At 35.0% G+C, this 24,770-nt stretch carries 23 protein-coding genes; 16 read left to right on the top strand and 7 right to left on the bottom strand.

Annotated elements, in window-relative coordinates; translation table 11 throughout:
• Positions 1 to 11: 11 nt before the first annotated feature.
• From RT037_RS00305 to RT037_RS00260, 10 genes are all read left to right on the top strand, one after another.
• Positions 12 to 887, top strand: a complete 876-nt coding sequence (locus RT037_RS00305) for a polysaccharide biosynthesis/export family protein (protein WP_313026883.1) — start codon at positions 12 to 14, stop codon at positions 885 to 887.
• Between the two features lies 1 nt (position 888).
• Positions 889 to 3,378, top strand: a complete 2,490-nt coding sequence (locus RT037_RS00300) for a polysaccharide biosynthesis tyrosine autokinase (protein WP_313026878.1) — start codon at positions 889 to 891, stop codon at positions 3,376 to 3,378.
• 251 nt (positions 3,379 to 3,629) lie between these two features.
• Positions 3,630 to 4,313 (top strand): DUF6089 family protein, encoded by a 684-nt coding sequence (locus RT037_RS00295; protein ID WP_374330089.1) that lies wholly within the window; start codon positions 3,630 to 3,632, stop codon positions 4,311 to 4,313.
• 4 nt (positions 4,314 to 4,317) lie between these two features.
• The gene (locus tag RT037_RS00290) at positions 4,318 to 5,061 is read left to right on the top strand and encodes an isoprenyl transferase (protein ID WP_312322007.1); all 744 of its coding nucleotides are present in this window, start codon (positions 4,318 to 4,320) and stop codon (positions 5,059 to 5,061) included.
• A 39-nt stretch (positions 5,062 to 5,100) separates the two neighbouring features.
• Positions 5,101 to 7,641, top strand: coding sequence for an outer membrane protein assembly factor (locus RT037_RS00285; RefSeq protein WP_313026870.1), 2,541 nt, complete (start codon positions 5,101 to 5,103; stop codon positions 7,639 to 7,641).
• Positions 7,642 to 7,659: 18 nt separating this feature from the next.
• Entirely contained in the window at positions 7,660 to 8,331 is a 672-nt protein-coding gene (locus RT037_RS00280) for an OmpH family outer membrane protein (RefSeq protein ID WP_312322009.1), read from the top strand.
• 25 nt (positions 8,332 to 8,356) lie between these two features.
• Positions 8,357 to 8,854, top strand: a complete 498-nt coding sequence (locus tag RT037_RS00275) for an OmpH family outer membrane protein (RefSeq protein WP_312322010.1) — start codon at positions 8,357 to 8,359, stop codon at positions 8,852 to 8,854.
• Between the two features lie 60 nt (positions 8,855 to 8,914).
• Positions 8,915 to 9,400, top strand: a complete 486-nt coding sequence (locus RT037_RS00270) for an acyl-CoA thioesterase (RefSeq protein WP_313026858.1) — start codon at positions 8,915 to 8,917, stop codon at positions 9,398 to 9,400.
• A gap of 4 nt (positions 9,401 to 9,404) precedes the next feature.
• Positions 9,405 to 10,271, top strand: coding sequence for a dTDP-4-dehydrorhamnose reductase (gene rfbD, locus RT037_RS00265; RefSeq protein ID WP_313026853.1), 867 nt, complete (start codon positions 9,405 to 9,407; stop codon positions 10,269 to 10,271).
• Between the two features lie 30 nt (positions 10,272 to 10,301).
• Positions 10,302 to 10,979: a hypothetical protein gene (locus tag RT037_RS00260; RefSeq protein WP_313026850.1), complete on the top strand. Its 678-nt coding sequence runs from the start codon at positions 10,302 to 10,304 to the stop codon at positions 10,977 to 10,979.
• Between the two features lie 38 nt (positions 10,980 to 11,017).
• Here the strand turns inward: RT037_RS00260 and RT037_RS00255 are convergent, their stop codons facing one another.
• The 3 genes from RT037_RS00255 to ruvC are packed head-to-tail and all read right to left on the bottom strand — an operon-like array spanning position 11,018 to position 14,169.
• Positions 11,018 to 11,461: a hypothetical protein gene (locus RT037_RS00255; protein WP_313026845.1), complete on the bottom strand. Its 444-nt coding sequence runs from the start codon at positions 11,459 to 11,461 to the stop codon at positions 11,018 to 11,020.
• A gap of 8 nt (positions 11,462 to 11,469) precedes the next feature.
• On the bottom strand, positions 11,470 to 13,602 hold the full coding sequence (locus RT037_RS00250) for a helix-turn-helix domain-containing protein (RefSeq protein ID WP_313026840.1): 2,133 nt from the start codon (positions 13,600 to 13,602) through the stop codon (positions 11,470 to 11,472).
• A gap of 12 nt (positions 13,603 to 13,614) precedes the next feature.
• Complete coding sequence (gene ruvC, locus RT037_RS00245) at positions 13,615 to 14,169, bottom strand: crossover junction endodeoxyribonuclease RuvC (RefSeq protein ID WP_312323618.1); 555 nt, start codon at positions 14,167 to 14,169, stop codon at positions 13,615 to 13,617.
• A gap of 102 nt (positions 14,170 to 14,271) precedes the next feature.
• Here ruvC and RT037_RS00240 point away from each other — a divergent pair, with 102 nt between their 5' ends.
• On the top strand, positions 14,272 to 17,013 hold the full coding sequence (locus tag RT037_RS00240) for a pitrilysin family protein (protein WP_313026835.1): 2,742 nt from the start codon (positions 14,272 to 14,274) through the stop codon (positions 17,011 to 17,013).
• Between the two features lie 882 nt (positions 17,014 to 17,895).
• Here RT037_RS00240 and RT037_RS00235 read toward each other — a convergent pair.
• The 4 genes from RT037_RS00235 to RT037_RS00220 all read right to left on the bottom strand — a co-directional run bounded on the left by RT037_RS00235 (position 17,896) and on the right by RT037_RS00220 (position 20,483).
• Positions 17,896 to 18,036 carry a hypothetical protein gene (locus tag RT037_RS00235; RefSeq protein WP_312322969.1) on the bottom strand — a complete coding sequence of 47 codons (141 nt, stop codon included), beginning with the start codon at positions 18,034 to 18,036 and terminating at the stop codon, positions 17,896 to 17,898.
• An 88-nt stretch (positions 18,037 to 18,124) separates the two neighbouring features.
• The gene (locus RT037_RS00230) at positions 18,125 to 18,502 is read right to left on the bottom strand and encodes a VOC family protein (protein WP_313026828.1); all 378 of its coding nucleotides are present in this window, start codon (positions 18,500 to 18,502) and stop codon (positions 18,125 to 18,127) included.
• Positions 18,503 to 18,504: 2 nt separating this feature from the next.
• On the bottom strand, positions 18,505 to 19,563 hold the full coding sequence (hemH, locus tag RT037_RS00225; RefSeq protein ID WP_313026823.1) for a ferrochelatase: 1,059 nt from the start codon (positions 19,561 to 19,563) through the stop codon (positions 18,505 to 18,507).
• A 41-nt stretch (positions 19,564 to 19,604) separates the two neighbouring features.
• Positions 19,605 to 20,483 carry a NifU family protein gene (locus RT037_RS00220; RefSeq protein WP_313026818.1) on the bottom strand — a complete coding sequence of 293 codons (879 nt, stop codon included), beginning with the start codon at positions 20,481 to 20,483 and terminating at the stop codon, positions 19,605 to 19,607.
• Between the two features lie 265 nt (positions 20,484 to 20,748).
• On the opposite strand from RT037_RS00220, the gene RT037_RS00215 reads away from it, so the two are divergent.
• The 5 genes from RT037_RS00215 (at position 20,749) to RT037_RS00195 (ending at position 24,756) form a co-directional block, all read left to right on the top strand.
• Positions 20,749 to 21,264, top strand: coding sequence for a gamma carbonic anhydrase family protein (locus RT037_RS00215; protein ID WP_079666678.1), 516 nt, complete (start codon positions 20,749 to 20,751; stop codon positions 21,262 to 21,264).
• Positions 21,265 to 21,267: 3 nt separating this feature from the next.
• A complete protein-coding gene (locus RT037_RS00210) occupies positions 21,268 to 22,212 on the top strand; it encodes a YihY/virulence factor BrkB family protein (protein ID WP_313026811.1) in 945 nt (314 codons plus the stop codon).
• 192 nt (positions 22,213 to 22,404) lie between these two features.
• Positions 22,405 to 23,439, top strand: a complete 1,035-nt coding sequence (locus RT037_RS00205) for a DUF4407 domain-containing protein (RefSeq protein ID WP_312322963.1) — start codon at positions 22,405 to 22,407, stop codon at positions 23,437 to 23,439.
• Positions 23,440 to 23,581: 142 nt separating this feature from the next.
• Entirely contained in the window at positions 23,582 to 24,175 is a 594-nt protein-coding gene (locus RT037_RS00200) for a phage tail protein (RefSeq protein ID WP_312322962.1), read from the top strand.
• Positions 24,176 to 24,276: 101 nt separating this feature from the next.
• Positions 24,277 to 24,756 carry a tail fiber protein gene (locus tag RT037_RS00195; protein WP_312322960.1) on the top strand — a complete coding sequence of 160 codons (480 nt, stop codon included), beginning with the start codon at positions 24,277 to 24,279 and terminating at the stop codon, positions 24,754 to 24,756.
• Positions 24,757 to 24,770 lie beyond the last annotated feature (14 nt).

Raw genomic sequence — 24,770 nt, 5'->3', positions numbered from 1 at the left:
TGTTTTAAATAATGAAAAAAATATTTTTATATCTGCTCTTACCCGTCTTGTTGTTATCTTCTTGTGTTTCGAGAAAGGATATTACGTATTTGCAGCCTAATCCTAGTTTAGTATTAAATGAGGAAGGTTTGGTTCCTTATAACATACAAGAGTATCGTATAACAAAGAATGATATTTTGGCACTGAATATTGTAACAACACCTAAAGGTGATGCAGCGCAATTTTATTCAGGTTTCAATACTAGCTCAAGTGGGGGCGAATCTGGTAGCGGAAGTGTAAATCAAAATCCAACTACTACAATTAGTGCTTCAGGAGGAGCATCCGGTCAAGCGGTTGGTAATACGAGGTTTTACTTCAATGGGTTGAAAGTTGATTCCAAAGGTGATATTTATGTTTTTGGAATTGGATTTGTGAAAGCAGAGGGTAGAACTTTAGAAGATATTGGGCAAGAGATACAAATTAAAGTAAATGAAAACTTTCTTGAAGGCAAATCAGAAGTTAGATTAAATATCGACGGGATTAACTATTTTATCCTTGGTGATATGGAAGGAGTTGGTCTGACTGGTGCAAAAAAAGCACATGTGCAGCAGCTTAATATTTTGGAAGCTATTTCAACTAATAATGGTCTTAATAGAACTGTCGATAGAAAAAATATTGTACTTGTTAGGAAATATCCTGAGGGAATGAAGCGCGTTCGACTTGATCTTACTCGGGAAGATGTAATGAATTCTCCTTATTTTTGGTTGCAAAATGGCGACATGATATTGTTAAGTACTAATAAAAAAAGTATGTATGGTTTTGGAAAAGAACCATTGCAGAGTTTGTCGACAGGTGTTACTTTGTTAACGACCGTATTGTCTATTTATTTGATTTTTACCAAATTATAATATGATTCCTGAAAAGAATAAAACATACGACAATCCAGCGGAAGAGGACGTTAAATCAAAGTCTTTTAATCTGTTTGATCCAATAAATTTTCTTAATAGATTATTGAGAAATTGGTATTGGTTTGTGATTTTAGGTATGTTAGGTTATGCGATTTCATATTTTTATAGTAAATATTATGCACAAAGAGTATACGCTTCTAATCTGACTTTAAGTATTTCCAATAATACAGCAAGTTACTTTACACCCAATCAATCAATTAATTTCATTTGGGGGCAAAATGGCAATCAAGATGGTATTTATATTAAGAAAATATTAATGTCCCGAAGTCTTAATGAGTATTTGGTTAATAAACTAGACCTTTATACTACCTACACTACTAAAGGGGTTATTAAGCAAACCTATCTAGATCAAGATGACTCACCTGTTATTCTTAGAATTGATAAGACGCATCTTCAACAGACTAATTATCCCATCACAATTATCCCTAAAGGACATGATAAATATGAGATTGTTTTACCAGAAGAAGGACATGCGATAACTCTTTATAACTATACGACAGAGGCGGTTGAAAGAGTTGGGAGTTATAAACGTCCCGCTAATAAAATTATCGGCATAGATGAATGGTACACATCTCCAAACTTAAGATTTAAGCTGGAAAAAAATCCTAATCCACCACTTATTAATTATGAAAATATTAATGTTACTCTTAAATCTGTAAGCGAATCAGTTGGAAACATTGTATCTACATTATCTGTAAGTTTTGACCCAGAACTACCAAGTATAATGATTATTAGCAAGAGCGGGTATAATCTAAATGGTACAGTACGGTTTTTAAATATAGCTATTGAAGAGCTTATTAAAAAAAGATTGGAAGATACGAACACGGTTGACAAAAATACTTTAGATTATTTAGCAGAAAATATTTTAAAAGTTAGGAAAAAATTAGATTCGAGTGCGGCCAATCTTAATCAAATTAAGGTAGATAATAAGCTGTACGATATGACAAATCTTGACTCCAAGACATTCGCAGAACTTAAAAATTTAGAAAGTAAGAGAGCAGAGCTACTTGCTAAAATGAAAAATTTAGATCAAGTGCGTAATGTTGTGAATTCTAATAATATTGAAAAAATTATTAACATTAGTTCTGCTGGTATTGAGGACGGTGTGTTTTCAGCTTCCGTTTCTGAGCTCAAAGCCTTATATGCAAAGCGAAGAGAGATGGCGACAATCTATACGCCTAATTCTGAACCAATGCGAGAAATTAATAGATTAATAAATGAAGCAAGACTTAACTCTACTAATGGTCTACGTCAATATTATTCAACTTTTGATCAGGAGTTGAGTAATCTTAATTCTCAAGTTCAAAAAATTGATTCTGAGCTTTATTCATTACCAGAGAAGCAGAGATTGTTTCTTGACTCAGAAAGGGGATATAATATTATTGAAGCTACCTATAATACATTGTTAAGTGAGCAGGCAAAAGCTCAAATGAGAATTGTCTCTAATAAAAGTAATTTAACAATTATTGATAAGGCCAAAAATCTAGGACAAGGTCCAATAGCTCCAGATATTAAAATGACCCAAAACGGAATTATTGGAGGCTTGTTGCTTATTCCATTGCTTCTAATAGCGGTATCTGAAGTGTTGGATAATCGAGTGAGAAATATTAAAGAAATCGTGTCTGTGATCAAAATACCTCTTCTGGGGGTTATCGGAAAAAATACTGAAGATAGTAGTCTTAGTGTTTTGGATAGACCAAAATCTTCGATTGCTGAGTCTTTTCGTGGCATCAGATCAAATCTAAAGTTTTTACTTGATGATACAAAAGAGAGTAAAATTATACTTATAACCTCATCAATAAGTGGAGAAGGGAAGACCTATAATTCTATGAATTTGGCTACTGTGTTAGCAATTAGTGGAAAGAAAACTGTTTTAGTAGGAATGGATCTCCGTAAACCTAAAATTTTTGGTGATTTTAAATTTACTAATAAAAACGGGGTTTCTAATTATTTAACAGGCGAGGTGACTCTTGAGCAAATTGTAAATAGTACCCAGATTCCAAGTTTGGATGTAATAACATCGGGACCTATTCCTCCTAATCCTTCAGAATTGTTACTAGGGCGAAGAAACGAAGTTCTTCTAAACGAGTTAAAAAAACAATATGAATACATTGTTATTGACTCGCCACCAATTGGACTAGTTGCAGATTCGTTCGAGTTGATCAAATTTGCGGATGCTACGATATATATAGTTAGACATGAATATACCGAAAAGTATATGTTAAATATGATTAAAGATAAAGTAGCTAAACAAGAGGTTTCTAATATTGGACTTATATATAACGATTATGAAATTAAACAAGGCTATGGTTACGGCTACGGCTATGGTTACGGCTATGGTTATGGGTATTTTGAAGATGATGTCAACTATAAAGAGCCTCTAATTATTAAGGTAAGAAACCAAATAAGAAAAATTTTCAGAAGGGATTAGTCTTATTAGGTTAATGCTCTAGATTAATATTATTTTGTTCTGCTAATAATAATATTTCATTTTTTCGTTATTTAATTAACTTATTTTAATGTAGTTCAATTATTTTTAACGAAACTTTAAGAGGTTTCTTAACCTAAAAATGTGTTATATTTGCAGCAATTTTTAGGGAGAATTTATCCCAAAAGAATATGAGAGTTAGAATTGTTTGTAGTTTTTTTATAATACTTGTTAGTCTTCTAAGTCATACTAATATGAGTGCTCAGCGTCATGAAGTTGGTGTACAAATAGGCACAAGTAGTTTGGTAGGTGATATAGGTCGAACCAATTTTATTTTGCAAAAACCAATTTTGGGCAAAACGCTTGATTTAGGGATACCTGTGTATGTAGGTGCTATTTATAGACTTAATGTCAATCCTCAACAGTCTCTTAGGATTAGCGCAGGTTATAGTAATGTACAGTTTAGTGATCTTTATGCAAAGGAGAATTATAGAAGAATAAGAAAACTATATGGTTCAAATTCTATTTATCATGCGGACCTAACTTTTGAATATTATTTTTTTGATATTAATGAAGAATATAAAAGCAAGCTTAGCCCTTACATTTTTGCGGGTGTTGGAGGGATGTATCATAATATTGTAAAGTTTCAAGATGTTGTTGACGGAAAACCTGTTTATAACTCAGCGAAAAAATTCACTATGGATCTTCCCTTTGGAGCTGGTTTAAAGTACAAATTTAATTATAATTGGGCTATCTCTGGTGAGTTAACCTTTAGACAAAGTTTCTCTGATGAGATCGATTATAGTGTTGTAGAAAATGCACCAGAAGATGTCAAAGCTGTTAGGAATATAGGAAATCCAAACTCTAACGATTGGGTTAACTCTGCAACAATCATTTTATCATATTCATTTGGACGACCGCCTTGTTATTGTAAATAATCACATGTCAGATTTAAAAGAAAAAATAGATAAGGCGAATTTGCCACAACATGTTGCTATCATTATGGATGGCAATGGTCGTTGGGCAAAAACAAGAGGTGAACAAAGAACTTTTGGACATCGTAATGCTATCGAGGCTGTTCGTAATGCGATTAACGCGTGTAACGAAATCAATATTCCTTATCTTACATTATATACTTTTTCAACAGAAAATTGGAAGCGTCCAACAGACGAGGTTGATACATTGATGTCTTTGTTGTCAGAATCTTTGCTTAACGAAGCCGAAGAAATCTACACAAAAGGACTTAGACTTCATTTTATTGGAGACATTGCAAAGCTTCCTGATCTTGTGAGAGAGCAGTTGCTTAACCTTGTAGATCTTACAAAAGACAACAAAGGAGGAAATCTTATATTGGCACTCAATTACGGAGCGCAACATGAGATTTTGAAAGCGGTTAAAGAAATAGCTTCTGATGTTAAAGATGGTAAAGTAGCCATTAATGACATAGATGATAAACTATTTGAAAATCATCTTTATACAAAAGATTTTCCGCCAGTAGATCTTATGATCCGCACTAGTGGAGAGATTCGTATTAGTAATTTTATGCTATGGCAAATAGCTTATGCTGAGCTACAATTTTTGGATGTATTGTGGCCAGATTTTAGTAAAGACATATTTTTCCAATGTATATTGGATTATCAAAATAAAGAAAGACGTTACGGGATGACTAGTGAGCAAGTCAAGTAACAATTTGGGATTTAGCGATTGAAGAACTCAGGAAGAGAAATGAAAAAAATTATTTTACCTATAATATTTTTTGCAACCACTTTTAGCGTGGTTAATGCACAAATTAACCCGCAAACTGGTAGCCAAACTGCAGAATTACAGCAAGATACAAACACTAGCGAATATTATCTTAAGGATATCGTTGTAGACGGTGTTAAAAAATATTCTTCGGCACAGATCCTTAGAATGGCAGGCTTTGTAAAAGGCGAAAAAATAGAAATACCAGGTCAGCGTATAAGCTCTGCAATTAAAAAATTATGGGACTCACAATCTTTTTCTAAAGTTGAAGTTCTTGTAGAAAATGTTGAAGGCGATCAAGCGGTTCTTAAGTTTTCATTACAAGATCTTAAAGAACTTGGTGAAGTTAAATTCACAGGAAAAGGTATCGGTAAGTCTAAGAATGAAAAATTCATAAAAGACAATAACCTAAAGCCAGGAACTAAAATTAATAACAATTTAGTTTCAAGTTTACAAAATAAGATTCCTCAAGAATATATAAAAAAAGGTTTTGCAGACGCTAATATCAAAATCAGTGATAAGCCAAGTGCTACCGATCCTAACATGGTAGATTGGACTATTGAAGTTGATAAAGGTAAAAAGGTGAAGATTGATGAAATCGTTTTTAAAGGAAACCAAAATGTATCTTCTAGTAAATTAAGAAAAAAAGGTTTCAAAGATACCAAGCAAAAACGCTTTTTAATCGGACTTATTAAGCCTTCAAAATTTATTGAAGAAAAATATGAGGAAGACAAAAAACATCTTATTAGCTATTACAACTCGTTAGGTTTTAGAGATGCGGCAATTGTTTCGGATAGCGTAACACGTGACCAGAAAGGATTCCACATAAATGTTGACCTTAGCGAAGGGAAAAAATATTATATCGGTGATATTAACTTCATCGGTAACACAACCTTTACCACAGAGTTTTTACAAAAGATTTTAGGTTATAAAACTGGAGATATTTACGATGCGGTAGGATTTAACAAGAAAGTTGGTGAAGATGGCGGTAAAGAGGATGACTCTGACCTTAAGTCAATCTACATGAACAATGGTTTCTTGTTCTCAACGGTAACACCAATCGAGAAAGCCGTTAAAGGTGATTCTATCGATTTAGAAATCCGTATCAACGAAGGCGAAAAAGCAACTTGGAACCGTGTAACTTGGTCTGGTAATACAACAACGCATGACCACGTTATCCTTAGATCTTTACAAACGAGACCAGGTGCTTTGTTTGCAAAATCCGATATCAAAAGAACTTATTTCGAGTTGGCAGGTATGCAGTTTTTCGATCCTCAACAAATCGGGACAGATGTAAAACCAAATCCTCAAGATAACACGGTTAACATGCATTGGACATTGGTGGAGAAAGGATCTTCGCAAGTGCAGTTACAAGCTGGTTATGGTGGTAACTCTTTTATCGGTACTTTGGGATTAACGTTTAATAACTTTTCACTTAGAAACTTCTTGAAGTTTAAAGATTTTAAACCAGTTCCTCAAGGTGATGGTCAGGTTTTATCTTTACAAGCACAAGCAGGTCAGTACTTTACCAACTACTCAATCTCTTTTGTTGAGCCTTGGTTATATGGTACACGTCCAACCGCTTTGAGTGTTGGTTTCAACTACTCTCGCGTTAATTATGATTATTATACTGGTGAAAATCAAAAATTGAATATTTTCTCTGCTAACGTAGGTCTAACGAAAAGATTGAGATGGCCGGATGACTATTTCTCATTCTACACAGGGCTACAATTCCAGAGTTATAACTTCCAGAATTATCCTTTCCAATTTGGTGACAAACAAGAGATGAATGGTTCTACGAAGTCATTAACGATGAATCTAGGACTTTCTCGTAACTCTGCGGGTCTAGATCCAGTATTCCCAACTTATGGATCTAACTTAGATTTGTCTGTTAAATTCACGCCACCTTATTCGTTATTTGAAAAGAAGGACTATGCCAATATGTCTGCCTTGGATAAATATAAGTGGATGGAATTCTTTAAAGTTAAATTTAAAGCAGATTTCTATAACGAAGTTGTTGGTAAACTTGTTCTTAGAACAACTGCTGAGATGGGTTACCTTAGTGGCTATAATAAAGATTTGGGAGCACCACCTTTTGAGAGATTCTATGTCGGAGGTGTAGGGCTTTTCAATGGTAGATTCGATGGTAGAGAGATTGTGCCGTTAAGAGGTTATGAAAACGCTTCATCTACAGGTTTTACAAGTTCGACACCTTATGATATTACACCTTACGGTGGAGCAACTATTTACAATAGATTTGCGATGGAGTTAAGATATCCGATCTCAATGAACCAAACTGCCAAAATCTTCGCATTAACATTTGCAGAAGGTGGTAACGCTTGGAACTCTTGGGGAAGTTATAACCCTTTCCAATTAAAAAGATCCGTAGGTATTGGTATTAGAGTATCGATGTCTGCATTTGGATTAATCGGATTTGACTTTGCGTATGGATTCGACAAAGGTATTGGACAAACAGAACCTTCAGGATGGCAGACTCACTTCCTAATGAACCAACCATTATAATTTTTATACATTTGTAATATGAAGAAATTATTTTTAGCTTTTGCAGTATGTGTTTTTTCTAGCACAGCTTTCGCACAAAAAATAGGTGTTGTAGACACTAATTATATATTGAGCAAATTACCACAATATAAAGAAGCCGAAACTAGACTTAATACACAAGTTACGCAATGGCAAGGTGATTTACAAAGATTACAAAATGAATATGAAACCAAAAAAGCTGCTTTCGAAAGCGAAAAGGTTTTATTAGTTGGTGATCAATTAAAATTGAGAGAAAAAGAAATCTCAGATTTAGAAAATAATATTCGTAATTCTATCAACGGACGTTTTGGTACAGGTGGCGAGATCGATCAATTACGCGCAAGTCTTGTTAAACCTTACCAAGATCAAATCTGGAATAGCATCGAAACAATGTCTAAGAAAAATAGCTTGGGCATAGTCTTTGATAAAAGCAATAACACAAGTGTATTGTTTTTAGACAAAAAGTTTGATTATACAGATGCTGTGTTGGATTTATTGGTGAAAACACTTCCAAAATCTAATACGGATACAAAAAACAATAGCAAAGTTGGAGCGCCAGTTCTTAATAACGATCGTGGAACTAGAAGTAGAACAGCACCAACTAAAACCAACAATCCAAAAGCATCTCAACAGTTAAAGATTGAGAGTTTGCAAATGGAAGTTGCTAAGTAACAATTAAAATTATATAAATTCTATTATGAAAAAACTAAGTGTATTATTTGCAGCAGTTATGATGTTTGTTGCAGTAGGCGTTGCAAAGGCTCAAAAAATAGCTTCATTAGATGTTGCTTCTGTACTTAGCGTTATGCCAGAGAAAATTAAGTTAGATCAACAAATGAAAACTTTGTCTGATACTAAAAAAGCAGAATTAGAAAAGAAAAGAACTGCAGCTCAACAAACATTTGAAAAATACCAAAAAGAAGCTTCTACTCAAACTCAACAAGTCAATGAGCAAAGAAGCGCTGAGATGGAAAAACTTCAATCTAACCTTCAACAAGAAGCTATGGCTGGTGAGAAAGATATCAGAGAAAAATATGATGCTGGTCTTGCTCCCATCGAAGCTAAAATTAAAGATGCTATCTCTAAAGTAGCTAAAGCTAAAGGATACGATTTCATCGTTGACGACACAGTTTTCGTATACAAAGGAGGTCCAGATGCAACTCAAGATGTTAAAAATCAATTAGGTATTAAATAATTCGTTTTAATTAACAAATATTAACCACTCTTTATGGAGTGGTTTTTTTATTTTTGCCCTATGGAAAAAGAATTCAAGAGTTTAGCCAAAATACGTTTCGGAGATTGCGATCCAATCGGGCATCTTAACAATATCAACTATTTGGTATATATGCTTAATGCGAGAGAAGATCATGTTGAACAACATTTTGGATTCACTTACGAAGAATACGCTACCAAAACTGGTTTTACATGGGTAAGTATTCAGAATGAGATAGCCTATTTCAAAGAAGTTAGATATAATAAAAAAGTTGTAATTTCCAGCAAGTTAATCGAGTTACAAGACCGCGTTTCGAAAGTCGAAATCTTAATGAAAAGTGAGGACGAAAAAACAATCCACGCAGTTCTTTGGATGACGGTTATTCATTTTAGTATGAAAGCCAGAACTAGCGTTCCACATCCGCAAGAAACTTTGGATTTGTTTGCGCCGACTATTGTTGATCTTCCCGAAAAAGAATTCAGTGAGCGTGCGAAAGTCTTAAGACAATTTAATAAAGCTAAAAATTAATACTATGAAAAGAATATTGGTAATCGGAGCTAATGGTCAATTGGGACATTGTTTACAAAAATTGGCACATCGTTATCATGATGTTTTCGATTTTAATTTTACAAGTTCTAGCGTTTTAGACATTACGAAACACGAAGATATTTCTCGTGAGTTTCAGGATTATCAGCCTGACTACTGCATCAACGCTTCAGCTTACACCGCTGTAGATTTGGCAGAAACAGAGGAAGATAAAGCCTTTGCAGTTAATGCCTATGCTGTTGCAGATTTGGCAGATGTTTGCGAAAGCCACGAATGTACATTAATCCACGTTTCGACAGATTACGTTTTTGAAGGTAACACCAACATCGATTATTCTGAAGACAATTTTACAAATCCACAAGGCGTTTATGGCGCAAGTAAAAGAAAGGGCGAGGAGTTGGCTTTAGATAACAACCCAAAAACAATTATTTTGAGAACGTCGTGGTTATATTCGGAGTTTAACAAGAACTTTGTTAAAACCATGCTTTACTTGTTTGCAACAAAGGATGAACTAGGAATCGTGAATGACCAATATGGACAACCGACTAATGCAAACGATTTAGCGGACGCGATTATGGAAATTATTAAAAAAGATGCGAAGCATTTTGGGATTTTCCACTTTTCAAATTATCCTGAGACGACTTGGTTTAACTTTGCTGAAAAAATTAAAGAATATTCGGGTTCTAGTGTTAAGCTTAACCCAATTACGACAGAGCAATTTCCGACGCCTGCAAAACGTCCAATGCGTTCTACGATGAATCTTGACAAAATAGAGAAAACCTATGGTATCGAGCCTCGTCGTTGGGAACATAGTTTGGAAGAGTGTATAGAAGTTTTAAAAAGTTTAAAATAAAACTTGGTTTTTCAAGTTTAGAAATCAATAATGAATATTAAAAAAATAATTTCTTTCGGTTTTTTTTTGTTTGGTGTGATGACTTTTGCACAAAATGTAATCCTGAGCAACGTTGCAAAAACTCATGAGAACACCGATAAGTTTCTTTACAAAATAAATCCAGAAATAACCAAAGGCGACTATCTTGGAGAAATTTTAGTGAATGGTTTTTCTAACGATGATGTTGCTGTTTTCGATGCGATTTACAAAAAAGCAAAACAAATCGGAGCCAACACTTTTTCGTGGAGAAAACCTGATGGACTGGAGGACGAAGCTTTCAACTCCAACCATTATATGTTGAGTTTGTACTATGTTGCAGCCAACGATATCCCCAAAGAATTCAATACAATTTATTTGGTGGCGTCGTCTAATAAGGATCAAAAAATCAGTATTAATAAAGATAAGTTAGAGCTTAAAGAAAGACATTTTATCAAAAAAAGTTTTAATGCTGGCGAAGAAATTACTGTCTCGACTCGACAGTTTTTGGGAAGTGGAATAAAAGTTACAGGCAAGGAAGAACATCCAGCGCAATACTTCCAAATCTCGAATTTTAAAGTGAAAGAAAATAAAAGTATCTACGGCGGAATTAATATTAAAACCAGCGATATTATTGGATTAGAACGTTCTTACGGTGATTTTTTAACCACGATCTATACAGAACAGAAATAAAACAAAAAACATCTCAACTGAGATGTTTTTTTATTATGTTACCAAATGGATTTCAGTTTCCAAAGTTTTATTAAATAAGGGACTAAAACCAAAATTTCTAATCGTATATTAATGTCAATATTGTCCCAAGTCGAATGCTGAATAAACATGGCAAAAAGACAAAATGCAATTCCAAAAATAGCATCCACAATTCCTAAATTAATCGCCCAATCTTTCTCAAACCAAAGCCCAAAAGCGACCAAAGCTTTAAATAGGAAAATAATTAAAATTGCAATACCATCAAAAGTCCAAACTTGGTTGGTCGTGATGCCATAAATCGACAAATCTATTTTTGAACTGAAAATCCCAAAAATCGGAATACATAATGCGACAATCCCAGCAATTAAAAAAATCCACGTAAAGACTTTTATCCAAAAAGGAAGAAGTGCGCGTCGTCTAAGGTTTTCGTTGTCAAAAGAATCAAAAATGTCGAGTTGCTCCATAGTTTTAATTATGGCTTCAAATTAAGAAAATAATTCCATAATAACCTTATTTCATTGAATTCAAAATCTGATGGCAAAACACTTTTCCAATCGTTAAGTGTTTCTTGTGCATTTTCTTTAAATGCTTTTTCGAAATTTGCGATTTTTTCTTTTGGATAAATTCTCAAAAGATCTTTCTTGTCCAAAACGCCTTGTTCAGCAAATTTGGCTAAATGGCCATAAACCGTCGATACAACCAAACCTCGTTCTTTAGCAATTTCGCCCAAGGTTTTCCCATCTTGAAACATTTGGAAACTTATAATATGCGTCGGGATTTTTTTGATCGTTGCTGAGATTTCAACATCATTTTTTTTGTCGAATAATTCAACGTTAAGAAGCTTCGCGTCTTTGATGTCTTTTAAATAGTCTTGTAAATCATCAATCCAAATTTTAAAATCTTCATTGTAAGCCTTTAGACCTTTGACTCCTTTTGTAGTTGCGTAAAAATCTTTTAATGGGATAAAAATTTTATCATTAACATTCGTGAAAAAGAAATTAACAGCGCCTTTTGCTTTTTCTTCAACTTGCTGCCAATCGCTTTCCTGATTGATAAACTTATAAGTTAATTGTTTTAAAATCTTTTCGAACTTAACAAAAATCTGTTGCAGATTATTGATTTCTGGTTTTAATGTTAAATACAAATTTTTCTTCTGCTCACGATCGAGATAACGACTGTCTTTTCCGCTGTTGTACCAGATTTCTAAAGTCTGCGTAAACCAAGTACAGTCCAATCTTCGGATAACTTTTTCGATGCTGTAATCGTATTTTTCAGCTTCCAAAATGGCTTCCATTTTATCATTCGCATTGGTTGTCGATTGGAATTCTGCAACGCGATGATCTTTGAAAATAACTTCAGGTGTAATTCTAGATTTCAAAACAATACCTTCCAAAGTTCGGCAACGTGACAAGGCAACGTAGACTTGACCAGAAGCAAAACTTTTTCCTGCATCGATAATCAATCGGTCAAATGTCAAACCTTGGCTTTTATGGATGGTAACCGCCCAAGCCAACCGAATCGGATATTGTTTGAAGCTTCCCAAAACTTCCTCTGTAATGTTTTTTTCAGCATCGAGTCCGTATCGTTTTTGTTCCCAAATTTCAGGTTTAATGATGAATTCTTCTTCGCTGCCTTCCATGACAACGCTTATTTCGTCACCGTTGATGTAGGTGATTTCGGCCAGTTTTCCGTTGTAGTAACGCTTGTCTGGTGACGTGTCATTTCGGATAAACATAATTTGCGAACCAACTTTTAGTTCCAAAGTTTCTTCATTCGGATATTGACTTTCTTTAAAATCGCCAACAATTTCGGCATCAAAATAATGTGAAGAATTACCTAGTTCTTTTAATTTTCGCTGATTAATTTCATTCGCTTGTCTATTGTGCGAGCACAGATAGACGTAAGCCTCTTCATCGGCTTCAAAGTCTGGATCGTAACGAGAATTTAATTCATTAAAATCAATATTTTCGACATCACCATTTCTGATTGCATTTAATATTTCTAAGAATTTTTCATCCGTTTGTCGATAGACTTTTCGAAGTTCTATCGTAATAATTGGATAATCTTCTAAAGCTTTTGCATGAAAGAAAAACGGCGATTTGTAATATTGATTTAACAGATATTCGTCTCTAACAACAGGCGGCAACTGGTAAAGGTCACCAATAAATAACATCTGTACACCTCCGAATTTCATAGGATTTCGTCGGATATGTCGCAGCGCAAAATCCATCATGTCCAAAACGTCAGCACGCAACATCGACACTTCATCAATAATGATAACTTCGATCTCACGAAGGAGTTTTAGTTTATCTTTTCGGTATTTAAAGTGCGGCATAAGATCCGCAATATTATTCGCTATATTTTGGTCGATACGTTCCGTTGTTGGGATAAAAGTCCTCAAGGGTAACCCAAACATCGAATGTATGGTTACACCGCCAGCATTAATTGCAGCGATGCCAGTTGGCGCAATAATGATGTGTTTTTTCTGAGTTTTTTTAACAAAATTATTGAGGAAAGTGGTCTTACCAGTTCCTGCTTTTCCTGTCAAAAAAATACTACGATTGGTATGCTCAATCAAATCAAATAAAGCCTCGTTTTGTTCCATAAGTTTTTAGGATTATTTAATTCGATTAGGATTATGTTTAATAAAGCTATCCCAACCAGTATAAGATTTTTCGGTAGAAATACTTCCAGAATTAAAATGATGACAAACGGCAACCGCCAATCCATCGGACGCATCCAGATATTTGGTCGGGAATTCTTTTAAGTTTAAAAGTTTTTGCAACATTCCTGCAACTTGTTCTTTGCTGGCGTTACCGTTTCCAGTAATTGCCATTTTAACTTTTTTGGGAGAATATTCCACAATTGGGACATCGCGATACAGACTTGCTGCCATTGCAACACCTTGTGCGCGGCCAAGTTTTAACATACTTTGCACGTTTTTACCAAAGAAAGGTGCTTCCAAAGCGACTTCGTCAGGATGATATTCGTCTATCAACGAAAGAGTTCGGTCAAAGATGTGTTTTAGTTTTATTTCGTGAGTATCGTATTTTTTAAGAATTAATTCGTGGATTGCGAGAAGAGACATTTTGCCACTTTTAATAGTGATAAGTCCAAATCCCATCACGGCTGTTCCTGGGTCAATTCCTAAAATGATTTTTTCCGTTTGCATCCTTACAAAGTTACGTCAAGATTTTTTAAAAATTTGAATATTAAAAATTTTGCGTCAAATAAAATAGTACATTTAGAATCACAAAAAATTAACAAAATATCTATGAAAAAACTTTTACTTGCCTCAGCATTTTCATTTAGTTTTTGTGTTGCGCCAATCGCTATCTATGCGCAAAAAAACATGACAGAAGCTCCAGTTTTTGTTAGCAATACAGAAGGAATCAAAGAATATACTTTAAAAAATGGACTCAAAGTTCTTTTGGTTCCAGATGCTTCACAGAGTAACATGGTGGTTAACATCGTCTATAATGTTGGCTCGCGTCACGAAGGTTATGGTGAAAAAGGTATGGCGCATTTGCTAGAACACATGCTTTTTAAAAGTACCAAAAAATTAGGTGATATTAAAAAACAATTATCTGATAAAGGTGGCGCTGCTAATGGTACAACTTGGTACGACAGAACCAATTATTACGAAGTTTTCCCTTCGAGTGACGATAATCTTCGTTGGGCTTTGGAGATGGAAGCTGACAGAATGATAAATGCTACGATTTTGCAATCGGATCTTGATAAAGAGTTTTCTGTTGTTAGAAACGAATTCGAAATCGGTGAGAATAATCCTGGAAGAGTGCTGCAAGAAAGAATCGTGTCAACTGCATATTTATGGCACAATTACGGAAATTCGACAATTGGAAGCAAGGAAGATATCGAACGTGTAAAAGCGCCAACACTTAGAAAGTTTTATGAAAAATTCTATCAACCAGACAATGCAACCTTAATTGTTGCTGGTAAGTTTGATGAGAAAAAAGCACTAGATTATGTTTCTCAATATTTTGCGCCCATCCCCAAACCTTCACGAGTTATCGACTTGACTTACACGGTTGAACCTGCACAAGATGGCGAACGTTTTGTAGAATTGAAGCGTTCCGGTGACAGCAAAGTTATTGGTGCTCTTTATCACACTGCGCCATTTGCTGACAAAGATTATGCAGCTTTGGATGCGCTAAGCGAAATTTTGACTTCAGATCCATCAGGATATTTGTACAAAGCTTTTATCGATACGCACAAAGCGGCTTCTGTATACGCGTGGCAGCCAACAGTTCGTGATGCTAGTTATATGTATTTCGGGTTAGAAGTTCCGAATGATAAAGATGTTAAAGCAACGCAGGAAGATTTTAGAAAAGAATTAGATAAAGTTTCAACAATTAAATTTACAGATGATGATGTTAAGCGTGCAAAAGCGAAACTTCTGAAACAGTTGGAAAATACCAAAAACAACACGATTAATTATGCTATTAATTTAACGGAAATTATTGGTGCTGGTAACTACAAACTTGAAATGCTTTATCGTGATACTATTGAAAATTTAACTAAAGCGGACATTCAGCGTGTTGCAGAAAAATATTTTAGAAGCAACAACCGAACAGTTGGAGCCTTTATCCCAACTAAAGATGAAGTTCGAGTTAAAAATATAGAGTTTTCGGATGCGCAGATTGCAACTTTGACTAAAGATTATAAAGGTCGTGCTATCGAGAAAGAAGCAGCACCTTTTGAAGCATCTATCAAAAATTTAAAAGCAAATCTTACAGAGTCTAAGTTGAGCAACGGGATGAAGTATGCTTTGATTAAAAAAGAAATAAAAGGTGGGAAAGTGGTTGCCAATTTCCGTTTTCCAATCGGGAATGCTAAAGATTTAACAGGAAAATCTGATGTGGCTTCTTTAATGGCTGAAGTTCTTAAAACTGGGACTAAATCGCATACCAAAGAGCAAATACAAGATATGTTGGACGAGTGGAAAACTAATCTTTATTTCGGATTTGGAGGTCAAAATTTAGTTGTAAATGTCAGCACTTACAAAGAAAATTTGCCAAAAGTGATGAACTTGGTTAAAGAGATTTTAACGGAATCAACCTTCCCAGAAGCTGAATTGGTAAAAACGGTTAACGAATATAATACGTATCTAGAAGGCTCGCTTAACGATCCGCAAGCTATTGCATTTAATGAAATCGAGCGTGTTGCTTCGCCTTATTCTAAAGAAAGTATCTATTACACGCCATCTATTAAAGAGCAAATTGAAAATAACAAGAAAATAACACGTCAACAATTGGTAGATTTCTACAATTCGATGCTTGGTAGCAATAATGGCGTAGGTTCTGTTGTTGGAGATTTGGATGCAAAAACGACTGGGGCATTGCTAGAAAATACTTTTGCCAAATGGAATTCTAAATCGAAATATGAATACATAAAACCTGAATTATTTTCAACTAAAAAATTAGATAAAGAAATCATTACGCCCGATAAAGAGAATGGTGCAGCATTTGGGCGTATCAACTTTACAATGGATCGTAATAGCCCAGATTATCCAGCGATGGTGATGGCTAACGAGATTCTTGGTAGTGGAGGCTTCTTGTCTGCGCGTATCCCAATGCGTCTTCGTGAGAAAGAAGGTATCAGTTATGGTGCGGGTTCTTTTATGAACGTCCCAGCTAACAACGATGTGGCATCTTGGTCTTGGTATGCCTTCTACAATCCGACTAAAAAAGAGGCTGTTAACAAGGCTTTGAAAGAAGAAATTGCAACAGCTCTTGAAGGAGGTTTCACGCAAGAAGAGATGAAATTTAATCTCACATCTTGGCTTAACTCTCGTAAAACAGGTTTGGGCAATGACGGAACTTTGATGAATTTAGTGAACACACAATTGCAATTTGGTGTGCCATTAGACGATTATGACAAGTTGGAAGCACAAGTTTCTGCACTCAAATTAGATCAAGTTAATGCTGTTCTTAGAAAATACATTTCTGAAGATAAATTGACGTCAATCTTTGTTGGAGATTTTAACAAGAAATAGTTTTAAACCAAATAATATTTAAACAAAGTCCGAGTTATTTACTTGGACTGTTTTTATTGATTTTTTTATGATTAAATGTTGCATGTTTTGAATGACAATTTCAATCAAATTTCAAATCCAAAGCATCAATATTTTTTTGAGGAATATTAAATTTTTTATTTTCAAAATCCACTTCAAATTTGAAAGTCTGTTGCTGTGAATATGACTGTATCGAAATCCAGTTTTTACCGTCAGCGTAATAGATTTCGCAACGTCCTGCTATGCTAAAGTATCTTCGTTTGTCTTTGCTTAACCAGATTTTGGTTCGGTTTTGTAAACTTTCAGAAGCCCAATCAGGATTGGCAACATCTGCTCTATAAACTATTTCTGGCGTAGGTACATATTCAAAATCTTTACTGATAATTTTTAAACAGTTTCCTTAGATTTTTCTTTGGATTTATAAGCTTTTAAAAGCATTTGTTGACCATCATAAACTTCGATTGTCGCATTACCATAAAACACAATAAGGTCTTCGGTTTTAGAATTTAATTTGTTATTGAAAGTCCCAGCGTGATAATAAATTGCCTTAATGGATTTGCTGACTTGTTGGTTTTTAAAATCGTCGATATCAAAACTATTTTCTAAACTACCAAATAAAGTAGTTTTATGTTCTATAATCGCTTTGTACTTTTTTGGACGTTTGATTTTTTCAGCAACTAAATCTGGAATTAAATAAGAAACACTAGCATCTTGATAATGATAATAGTTTCGATTATTAAATTTTATTTCATCCTGTTCTTGGTATGTTAACCTAAATTTTTCGGCGTTATATTTTGAATAGAAATCAAATTGACTGTCTTTTTACATCGCTAAATAATCAGTGAAAAAGAAATCTACAAGTTATTAACTTGGCGCTAAAAATTCTGTGAAATTTGTCTTGTCAACGATCCCGAAAATGCCGTTATGACCAAAAATGGAATATCGATTTTGAGCGACAACACAAGTGAAAACGTTTAACAAAATCAGTAACAGAATTTTTCTCATAAAAATGTTTTTAGCTTTCCGAAGATAATATATTTGTTTTGAAGGGAATTTAACTAACAAAAAAACCTCAGAATTTCTGAGGTTTTTGTTATTGTATTTTTAAATGAGAAACTATGATTTTGTGGCGGTCACAATCTTCAAAACATTTTCCGTTGACTTTCCAATACGAATTTTTTGGTTCAAAAATCGGAACTTGATGTTTTTTTAGATTTTCTAAAATTTGATCATATTCTGATTGTGAAGTTGGATAAAAAACCAAAATGTCATCGTCGTCAAAAACAGCTTTTGAAGCTTCGTTGCTTTGCGTGAATTCTAGATGCCAGTTTTCATTTCGCTTTCCTAAAAATACACCGTCGTAATTATCATGATTTTTAAAACTTCCCAAAACTTCAAAACCTAAAATGCTAGAGTAGAAGTGGCTTAGTTTTTCAATATTCGAGGTATGTCTAGCGACGCGAAATATCATTTTTAAACTAAATAAAATTGGTTAAGTTTTTCTTCGCACAAAGTTTTGACAACATTAATCCATTGGTCTTCGTCGTTAAGACAAGGTATGTAATGGAAACTTTCGCCACCAGCATGCAAAAATTCTTCTTTGCCTTCCACCGAAATTTCTTCCAAAGTTTCCAAACAATCGGACACAAAAGCTGGACAAACAATGGCTAAATTCTTAACCCCTTTTTTCGGCAGATTTTCCAAAGTTTCATCGGTATAAGGTTCAATCCATTTATCTTTTCCTAAACGGGATTGAAAAGTTACCAACGCTTTTTCTCTCGGTAAATTCAATTTTTCTAAAACTAATTCCGTGGTTTTAAAACATTGATGACGGTAACAAAACTGATGACTCGGATTGTTTTCTCTTTGGCAGCAATCGTTTAAGTTACAGGTTTTAGTCGGGTCGGTTTTGTAAATATGTCTTTCGGGAACGCCGTGATAGGAAAACTGAAGTGCGTCGAAGTGTTCTGGTAGTTTTTCCTTGATGCTTTCCGCTAAACAGTGAATGTAGATTTCACGATTATAAAAAGGCTGAACATAATTGATTTTTACATTCGGGAAAAATTTCTTGCGAACGCTTTCTGCTTTTTCGATTACCGTTTCTGTTGTGCTCATCGCATATTGCGGATATAGCGGAAACAAAACAATCTCCGAAATACCTTGATCAACCAGTTTTTGAATGCCCGTTTCGATGCTTGGTTCTGCGTAACGCATTCCGATTTCTACAGGAACATCAACCAATTTTTGAAGTTTGGTTTTTATCTGTTCTGTAATAACAATAAGTGGAGAACCTTGCTCCGTCCAAACCGTTTTGTAGGCTTCGGCAGACTTTGCAGGACGCGTTTTCAGGATAATACCTTGTACCAAAAGCGCACGGCCAATCCAGCGATAATCGATAACACGTTCGTCCATCAAGAATTCGTCGAGATAGTCTTTGACATCTGCGACAGAAGTTGACTTAGGAGAACCTAAATTAACAAGTAAAATCCCTTTTTTGTTTGTGTTTTTTGGAGGTATATTATTGGTAATCAATTTTTTTTGTATTAAAAAGTTTTTTGAATTTATTTTAAATTTTAGCCGTTAACCGCTTCAACTTTATCCACTAAATCAGGAACAAATTGTTTTAAAATATTTTCGATACCGTTTTTAAGCGTTGCTGTTGAAGAAGGACATCCGCTACAAGCACCTTGAAGAAGCATTTTTGCTGTTTTGCTATCTTCATCATATTCCATAAGTGAGATTTTTCCACCATCATTTTCTACAGCTGGCGCAACGTATTCCATAAGGATGTCGCTGATTTTTTGCTCGTTGTCCGTATAATCTCTATCAAGAATTTTCTGTACTGGATTTTCGTGTGGATGCGGTTCTACATTAGAAATTTCGCCGCCGCCTTGTAGATAATCTGCAACTTTAGAACGCACTTGCGTCATAATCTGATGCCACTCGTATTGGTTGTCTTTAGTCACGGCAACAAAGTTGTCACTAATGAAAACTTCTTTTACAAAATCAAATTCGTCGAAAAGCGCTTTTGCTAAAGGAACAAACTCTGCGTCCTGTACATTTTTGCATTCTAAAAAGCCATCCATAAGCATTTTGTTAGAAACGAATTTCATAACATTTGGGTTGGGCGTCATTTCAGAATAGATCTGGTACAATTCTTTTTTCTTTTGAAGGTAAATTCTTGGGTTTGCAAGAAGTTCGTCTTCGATAACGTTTTTAAGATTTTCGGCTACATGTTCCCATTCTACGCTGTCTTCTTTGGCAACTGCGATAAAGTTAGCCGTGATAAAAATACGGTTAACAAAAGGATAGTTGAACAATTCTTGCGCTAATGGGATTTCCGAAATGTCGGAATCTCTATCGAGTTCTAAAGAGCCTGGAATAAGGTTGTAATCTGCTACAAACTTTAGGACTTTAGGATTTTCTGTTGGTTCTATTAAAATTTGTCTCATAGACTGGATTTTTCTTATGCAAAAATATCGTAATTTAGTGGAAGAAAAAAATGTAAGAATGCTTAAGAATTCTGTGTTGGCTTGAGGAATAGGACTTTAGAGGTTATTTGAATTTTCTATCAGACTTATGGCTTATCGAAGCACAAAATTTTAGCCCCGATTGTAGCGGCATCCTTTTGTGGTGGCGGCCGTGCGAAGCGAGGTCGCCACCACAAAAGATACAGCGGAAAGCGGGAATAGCTTCTAAAAAAAATTAAATTAAATAATGGCAATAGTTAGAGAACTTCTAGGAAAAACGCCCAAAATGGGGGAGAACACGTGGTTGGCTGAGACAGCAACAGTAATTGGTGATGTGGAAATGGGAAGCGATTGTAGTGTTTGGTACAACGCGGTGATTCGTGGAGATGTTAATTCCATAAAAATAGGTAACAAAGTTAATATTCAGGACAACGCGATGGTGCATTGCACGTATCAAAAAAGTGCGACTGAAATTGGAAACAATGTATCCATCGGCCATAATGCGATTGTGCACGGCTGTACATTGAAAGATAATGTCCTAATTGGGATGGGCGCAATTGTAATGGACGATTGTGTGGTAGAAAGTAATTCGATTGTGGCAGCAGGTGCGGTTGTTACTGCTAATACACACATCGGCGAAGGCGAAATCTGGGCTGGCGTTCCTGCTAAAAAAGTGAAAGATGTTTCGCAACAGTTAATAGAAGGCGAAATCAACAGAATTGCCAACAACTATATGAAATATTCGGGTTGGTATAAAGAATAAAATATGCTGAAAATAATCTCGGACTTCTGGAGTGTTCTTAAAGAAAGCTTTAGCGAGTGGATGAAGTCGTCTGCGAGCAAAGACAGTGCGAGTATTGCTTATTATGCGATTTTCTCGCTTCCCGGATTGCTAATTATTGTGATTTGGGTAGCGGGAAATTTTTATGGTGAAGAAGCTATTCGTGGCGAAATTACCGCTCAGTTCCGTGGAATCATGGGGAAAGATGTTGCTTCTAGTATCGAAAGTATTATTACTAGCGCTGTCATTGATAAACAAAATATCTGGATGAAAACTTTGGGTGTCGGTACTTTAATTTTTGGTGCAACGACATTGTTTTTCCAAATGCAGGCGTCACTTAATCAACTTTGGGACATCGAATCAGCACCCAAACGTGCTTGGCAAAAATTCTTGTTGGACCGCGCCAATTCTCTGGGAATGATTCTCGTTATCACGTTTTTGCTTTTGATAAGTATGGTTTTATCCTCACTTTTGGGACTAGCTAATAATCTTATAACTAGTTATTTTGGAATTGAAACCTACATTTTGATGCAAATTTCTAATTTTGTGTTAGGCTTTTTGGTAGTTACGCTGTTATTCGCTTTTATGTTTAAAGTTTTGCCCGACGTCGAAATCTCTTGGAAGTCTGTTTGGATGGGCGCTGTGGTAACCGCTTTGTTATTCAATATCGGGAAAATGTTGCTGAGTTTATATTTTGATTTGTCTAAGCCAACTTCTGTTTTTGGCGCTGCTGGGACGGTCATTCTTATTATGATGTGGGTTAATTATAGTTGTCAAATCATCTTTTTTGGTGCAGAGTTTACAAAAGTCTACGCTTACAAAAAAGGACATTATATAAAGCCTTCAAAGTTCGCAAAATGGAATGCCGAAAAACGATTGCGCGACCAGGAAAACAGTATTATTATTCCAATTGAAGAATCTAAATCTTAATATATTTCTTTTCAAATTTAATTTTTTCTTTATTAAATAAGCTTTGCGAATCTTTGTTGAAATTCATTTTAAAATTTAAAATAGGATTAAAAGCCTTGGCATATTTTTCGCTACTTGGTTAAGCCTATTACTATTTGTAACAAAATGAGATTTGAGGTGACAAATAGTCAAACTAAATAATAACTTTTTAAAATGAATGTATTACAACATTTTCTAATACTTTGTTCGGGTGCGAATGTTCATATTTTGAAAAAAACGCCCTCGGAATGGAATAAATTTGCAGGTATTGGTGGTATCGTTTTGTTTACCGCAATTTTTGCAACTTTGTCTGCTGGCTATGCTATATTTACGGTTTTTGATGACTATTGGATTGCTGCAGGATTTGGACTTTTGTGGGGTTTGATGATTTTTAATCTCGACCGATATATCGTGTCATCGATTAAGAAAACAGTCGGTTGGTGGCATCAATTGTTGATGACTTTGCCGCGTTTGGCTTTGGCGACTTTTCTAGGAATTATCATTGCAAAACCTTTGGAACTTAAGATTTTTGAAAAAGAAGTTAACAAGCAACTTAACACGATTATTCAACGGAATAAAAAACAATTACAAGCCGAGATGAAGAGTCGTATTCTTCAACAATCTGAGCCTTTTGATGCTGAGAAAAAACAGATTAATGATAAAATTGCAGCTTATAGAGTTTCGTATGATTCGGCTGCGGTAGAATTGGAAAAAGAGATTCTCGGTACTAAAACTGGACTTACCAGCGGTAAAGAAGGTTATGGACCAAATGCTAAACGTAAAGCCGAACTGAAAGAGCAACGTCGACAAGATTTAGAAAATTATCAAAAACAAGTTGCGCCACGTTTGGAATATCTCGACAAAGAAGTGTCAAAAGTCTATACCAACCTAGAGACTGAAAGAAAAAGCACCGAAACTTTTGAAGATAAATTTAATGGTTTTGCGGCGCGATTACAAGCTTTGGACGAGTTGGGCAAAAACTCGGCAATCATTGCTCTAGCAGTGAGTTTTATCATGGGAATGTTTATCTGTCTCGAGATTTCTCCAGTTTTGATTAAGCTAATTTCCAATGTTGGTCCTTATGATTATCTTTTAGAAAAAACCGAACATTCTTTTAAAGTTTATGCAAAAGAAAAAATTGCAAAAAGTGATATGAGTACTGAACATCGCCTGAAGGTTTTCGAACGGGATTTAGGTAAACAAGAATAAACTTAAATATTAGATGTTTTAAAATAGATTTCATTTATTGGAATCTATTTTTTTTGAGCTTTTATTTTATCTAAATGTTAAATATGAAAAAAATCTTTTTTCGTATTTGATTAATTCTATATTTTTGAGAAAACTAATTTCTATGAAACTTATTGCAAGTACGCTCCTCATTGTATTGGGGAGTCTTAGCGCGAATCTTTCTGCGCAAGAGACACCATTTATCGGACAGATTATGTTTGTACCATACAATTTCGCACCTCGAGGTTGGCATGATTGCGATGGCTCTCTTTTACAAATCTCTCAGAATACAGCATTGTTTTCTTTACTAGGGACAACTTATGGAGGAAATGGTGTGACTAATTTTGCATTGCCTAATGCACAAGGGCGCGTGATTATTGATGATGGACAAGGCGCAGGTCTTAGTGATTATTATATAGGACAAACAGGTGGCACAGAAAGTGTCACACTTTCCATCGCAGAAATGCCAACACATACACATCAACTGATGGGTACGGCAGAAGTGGCTAATAAGAATAAACCAAATGCTGCTTATCCTGCAAAGACAAAGACGCTTGACAAAGAATATTCAACATCTACACTTGCTGCTGATGAGGTTATTATGAAATCTACTGCTGTTAGTGCCGTTGGAGGCAATCAAGCACACGAGAATCGTATGCCTTCTTTGGCTTTAAAATGCATTATAGCTATGCAAGGTGTTTTTCCAGCAAGACCATAAAAACTTTTACCATGAATAAATTTAAAAAACTATCTATCATTGCGTTGTTAATGATAGGTGTCAAAGGCTTTTCGCAATACCTGCCCCTGATTGGCCAAATCATGTGGGTTCCCTATAATTTTACGCCAAGAGGTTGGGCGCCTTGTGATGGAAGATTGTTGAACATTAGCCAAAATACTGCTTTATTTAGTTTGCTGGGTACACAATTTGGTGGCAATGGTATGTCCAATTTTGCTTTACCCGATATGAGAGGACGTACCATAATGGGAGATGGTCCTAACTATGTAGTTGGTACACAAGTTGGGGTTCCTTGGGTGACCTTAACTTCCAATGAACTGCCCACGCATAATCATATTTTAACTGCTGTAAAAGTTGCAGGAGATACGTCTAATCCCATTGGTAATCGTATGGCAAATACTTTAGCTGGCGATCCCGAGTACTCGCATGCGACTGCAGATACAACAATGTCAAATAATACGTTGTCAGGTTCAGGAGCTTCTCAACCACATAACAATATGCAGCCTTATACGACATTAAAATGTATTATCGCAATACAAGGTATTTATCCGTCACGTAATTAATTTCAAATAACTAA

The sequence above is a fragment of the Soonwooa sp. genome (assembly GCF_032062245.1).
Taxonomy (GTDB): domain Bacteria; phylum Bacteroidota; class Bacteroidia; order Flavobacteriales; family Weeksellaceae; genus Soonwooa.
This window is presented reverse-complemented; position numbering and strand designations above follow the sequence as displayed.

What these genes read in the sequence shown, in the direction of transcription:
- RT037_RS00305 (WP_313026883.1), top strand. Translation starts at nt 12, where the DNA reads ATGAAAAAAATATTTTTATATCTGCTCTTACCCGTCTTGTTGTTATCT.
- RT037_RS00300 (WP_313026878.1), top strand. Translation starts at nt 889, where the DNA reads ATGATTCCTGAAAAGAATAAAACATACGACAATCCAGCGGAAGAGGAC.
- RT037_RS00295 (WP_374330089.1), top strand. Translation starts at nt 3,630, where the DNA reads ATGAGTGCTCAGCGTCATGAAGTTGGTGTACAAATAGGCACAAGTAGT.
- RT037_RS00290 (WP_312322007.1), top strand. Translation starts at nt 4,318, where the DNA reads ATGTCAGATTTAAAAGAAAAAATAGATAAGGCGAATTTGCCACAACAT.
- RT037_RS00285 (WP_313026870.1), top strand. Translation starts at nt 5,101, where the DNA reads ATGAAAAAAATTATTTTACCTATAATATTTTTTGCAACCACTTTTAGC.
- RT037_RS00280 (WP_312322009.1), top strand. Translation starts at nt 7,660, where the DNA reads ATGAAGAAATTATTTTTAGCTTTTGCAGTATGTGTTTTTTCTAGCACA.
- RT037_RS00275 (WP_312322010.1), top strand. Translation starts at nt 8,357, where the DNA reads ATGAAAAAACTAAGTGTATTATTTGCAGCAGTTATGATGTTTGTTGCA.
- RT037_RS00270 (WP_313026858.1), top strand. Translation starts at nt 8,915, where the DNA reads ATGGAAAAAGAATTCAAGAGTTTAGCCAAAATACGTTTCGGAGATTGC.
- rfbD (WP_313026853.1), top strand. Translation starts at nt 9,405, where the DNA reads ATGAAAAGAATATTGGTAATCGGAGCTAATGGTCAATTGGGACATTGT.
- RT037_RS00260 (WP_313026850.1), top strand. Translation starts at nt 10,302, where the DNA reads ATGAATATTAAAAAAATAATTTCTTTCGGTTTTTTTTTGTTTGGTGTG.
- RT037_RS00255 (WP_313026845.1), bottom strand. Translation starts at nt 11,461, where the DNA reads ATGGAGCAACTCGACATTTTTGATTCTTTTGACAACGAAAACCTTAGA.
- RT037_RS00250 (WP_313026840.1), bottom strand. Translation starts at nt 13,602, where the DNA reads ATGGAACAAAACGAGGCTTTATTTGATTTGATTGAGCATACCAATCGT.
- ruvC (WP_312323618.1), bottom strand. Translation starts at nt 14,169, where the DNA reads ATGCAAACGGAAAAAATCATTTTAGGAATTGACCCAGGAACAGCCGTG.
- RT037_RS00240 (WP_313026835.1), top strand. Translation starts at nt 14,272, where the DNA reads ATGAAAAAACTTTTACTTGCCTCAGCATTTTCATTTAGTTTTTGTGTT.
- RT037_RS00235 (WP_312322969.1), bottom strand. Translation starts at nt 18,036, where the DNA reads ATGAGAAAAATTCTGTTACTGATTTTGTTAAACGTTTTCACTTGTGTT.
- RT037_RS00230 (WP_313026828.1), bottom strand. Translation starts at nt 18,502, where the DNA reads ATGATATTTCGCGTCGCTAGACATACCTCGAATATTGAAAAACTAAGC.
- RT037_RS00220 (WP_313026818.1), bottom strand. Translation starts at nt 20,483, where the DNA reads ATGAGACAAATTTTAATAGAACCAACAGAAAATCCTAAAGTCCTAAAG.
- RT037_RS00215 (WP_079666678.1), top strand. Translation starts at nt 20,749, where the DNA reads ATGGCAATAGTTAGAGAACTTCTAGGAAAAACGCCCAAAATGGGGGAG.
- RT037_RS00210 (WP_313026811.1), top strand. Translation starts at nt 21,268, where the DNA reads ATGCTGAAAATAATCTCGGACTTCTGGAGTGTTCTTAAAGAAAGCTTT.
- RT037_RS00205 (WP_312322963.1), top strand. Translation starts at nt 22,405, where the DNA reads ATGAATGTATTACAACATTTTCTAATACTTTGTTCGGGTGCGAATGTT.
- RT037_RS00200 (WP_312322962.1), top strand. Translation starts at nt 23,582, where the DNA reads ATGAAACTTATTGCAAGTACGCTCCTCATTGTATTGGGGAGTCTTAGC.
- RT037_RS00195 (WP_312322960.1), top strand. Translation starts at nt 24,277, where the DNA reads ATGTGGGTTCCCTATAATTTTACGCCAAGAGGTTGGGCGCCTTGTGAT.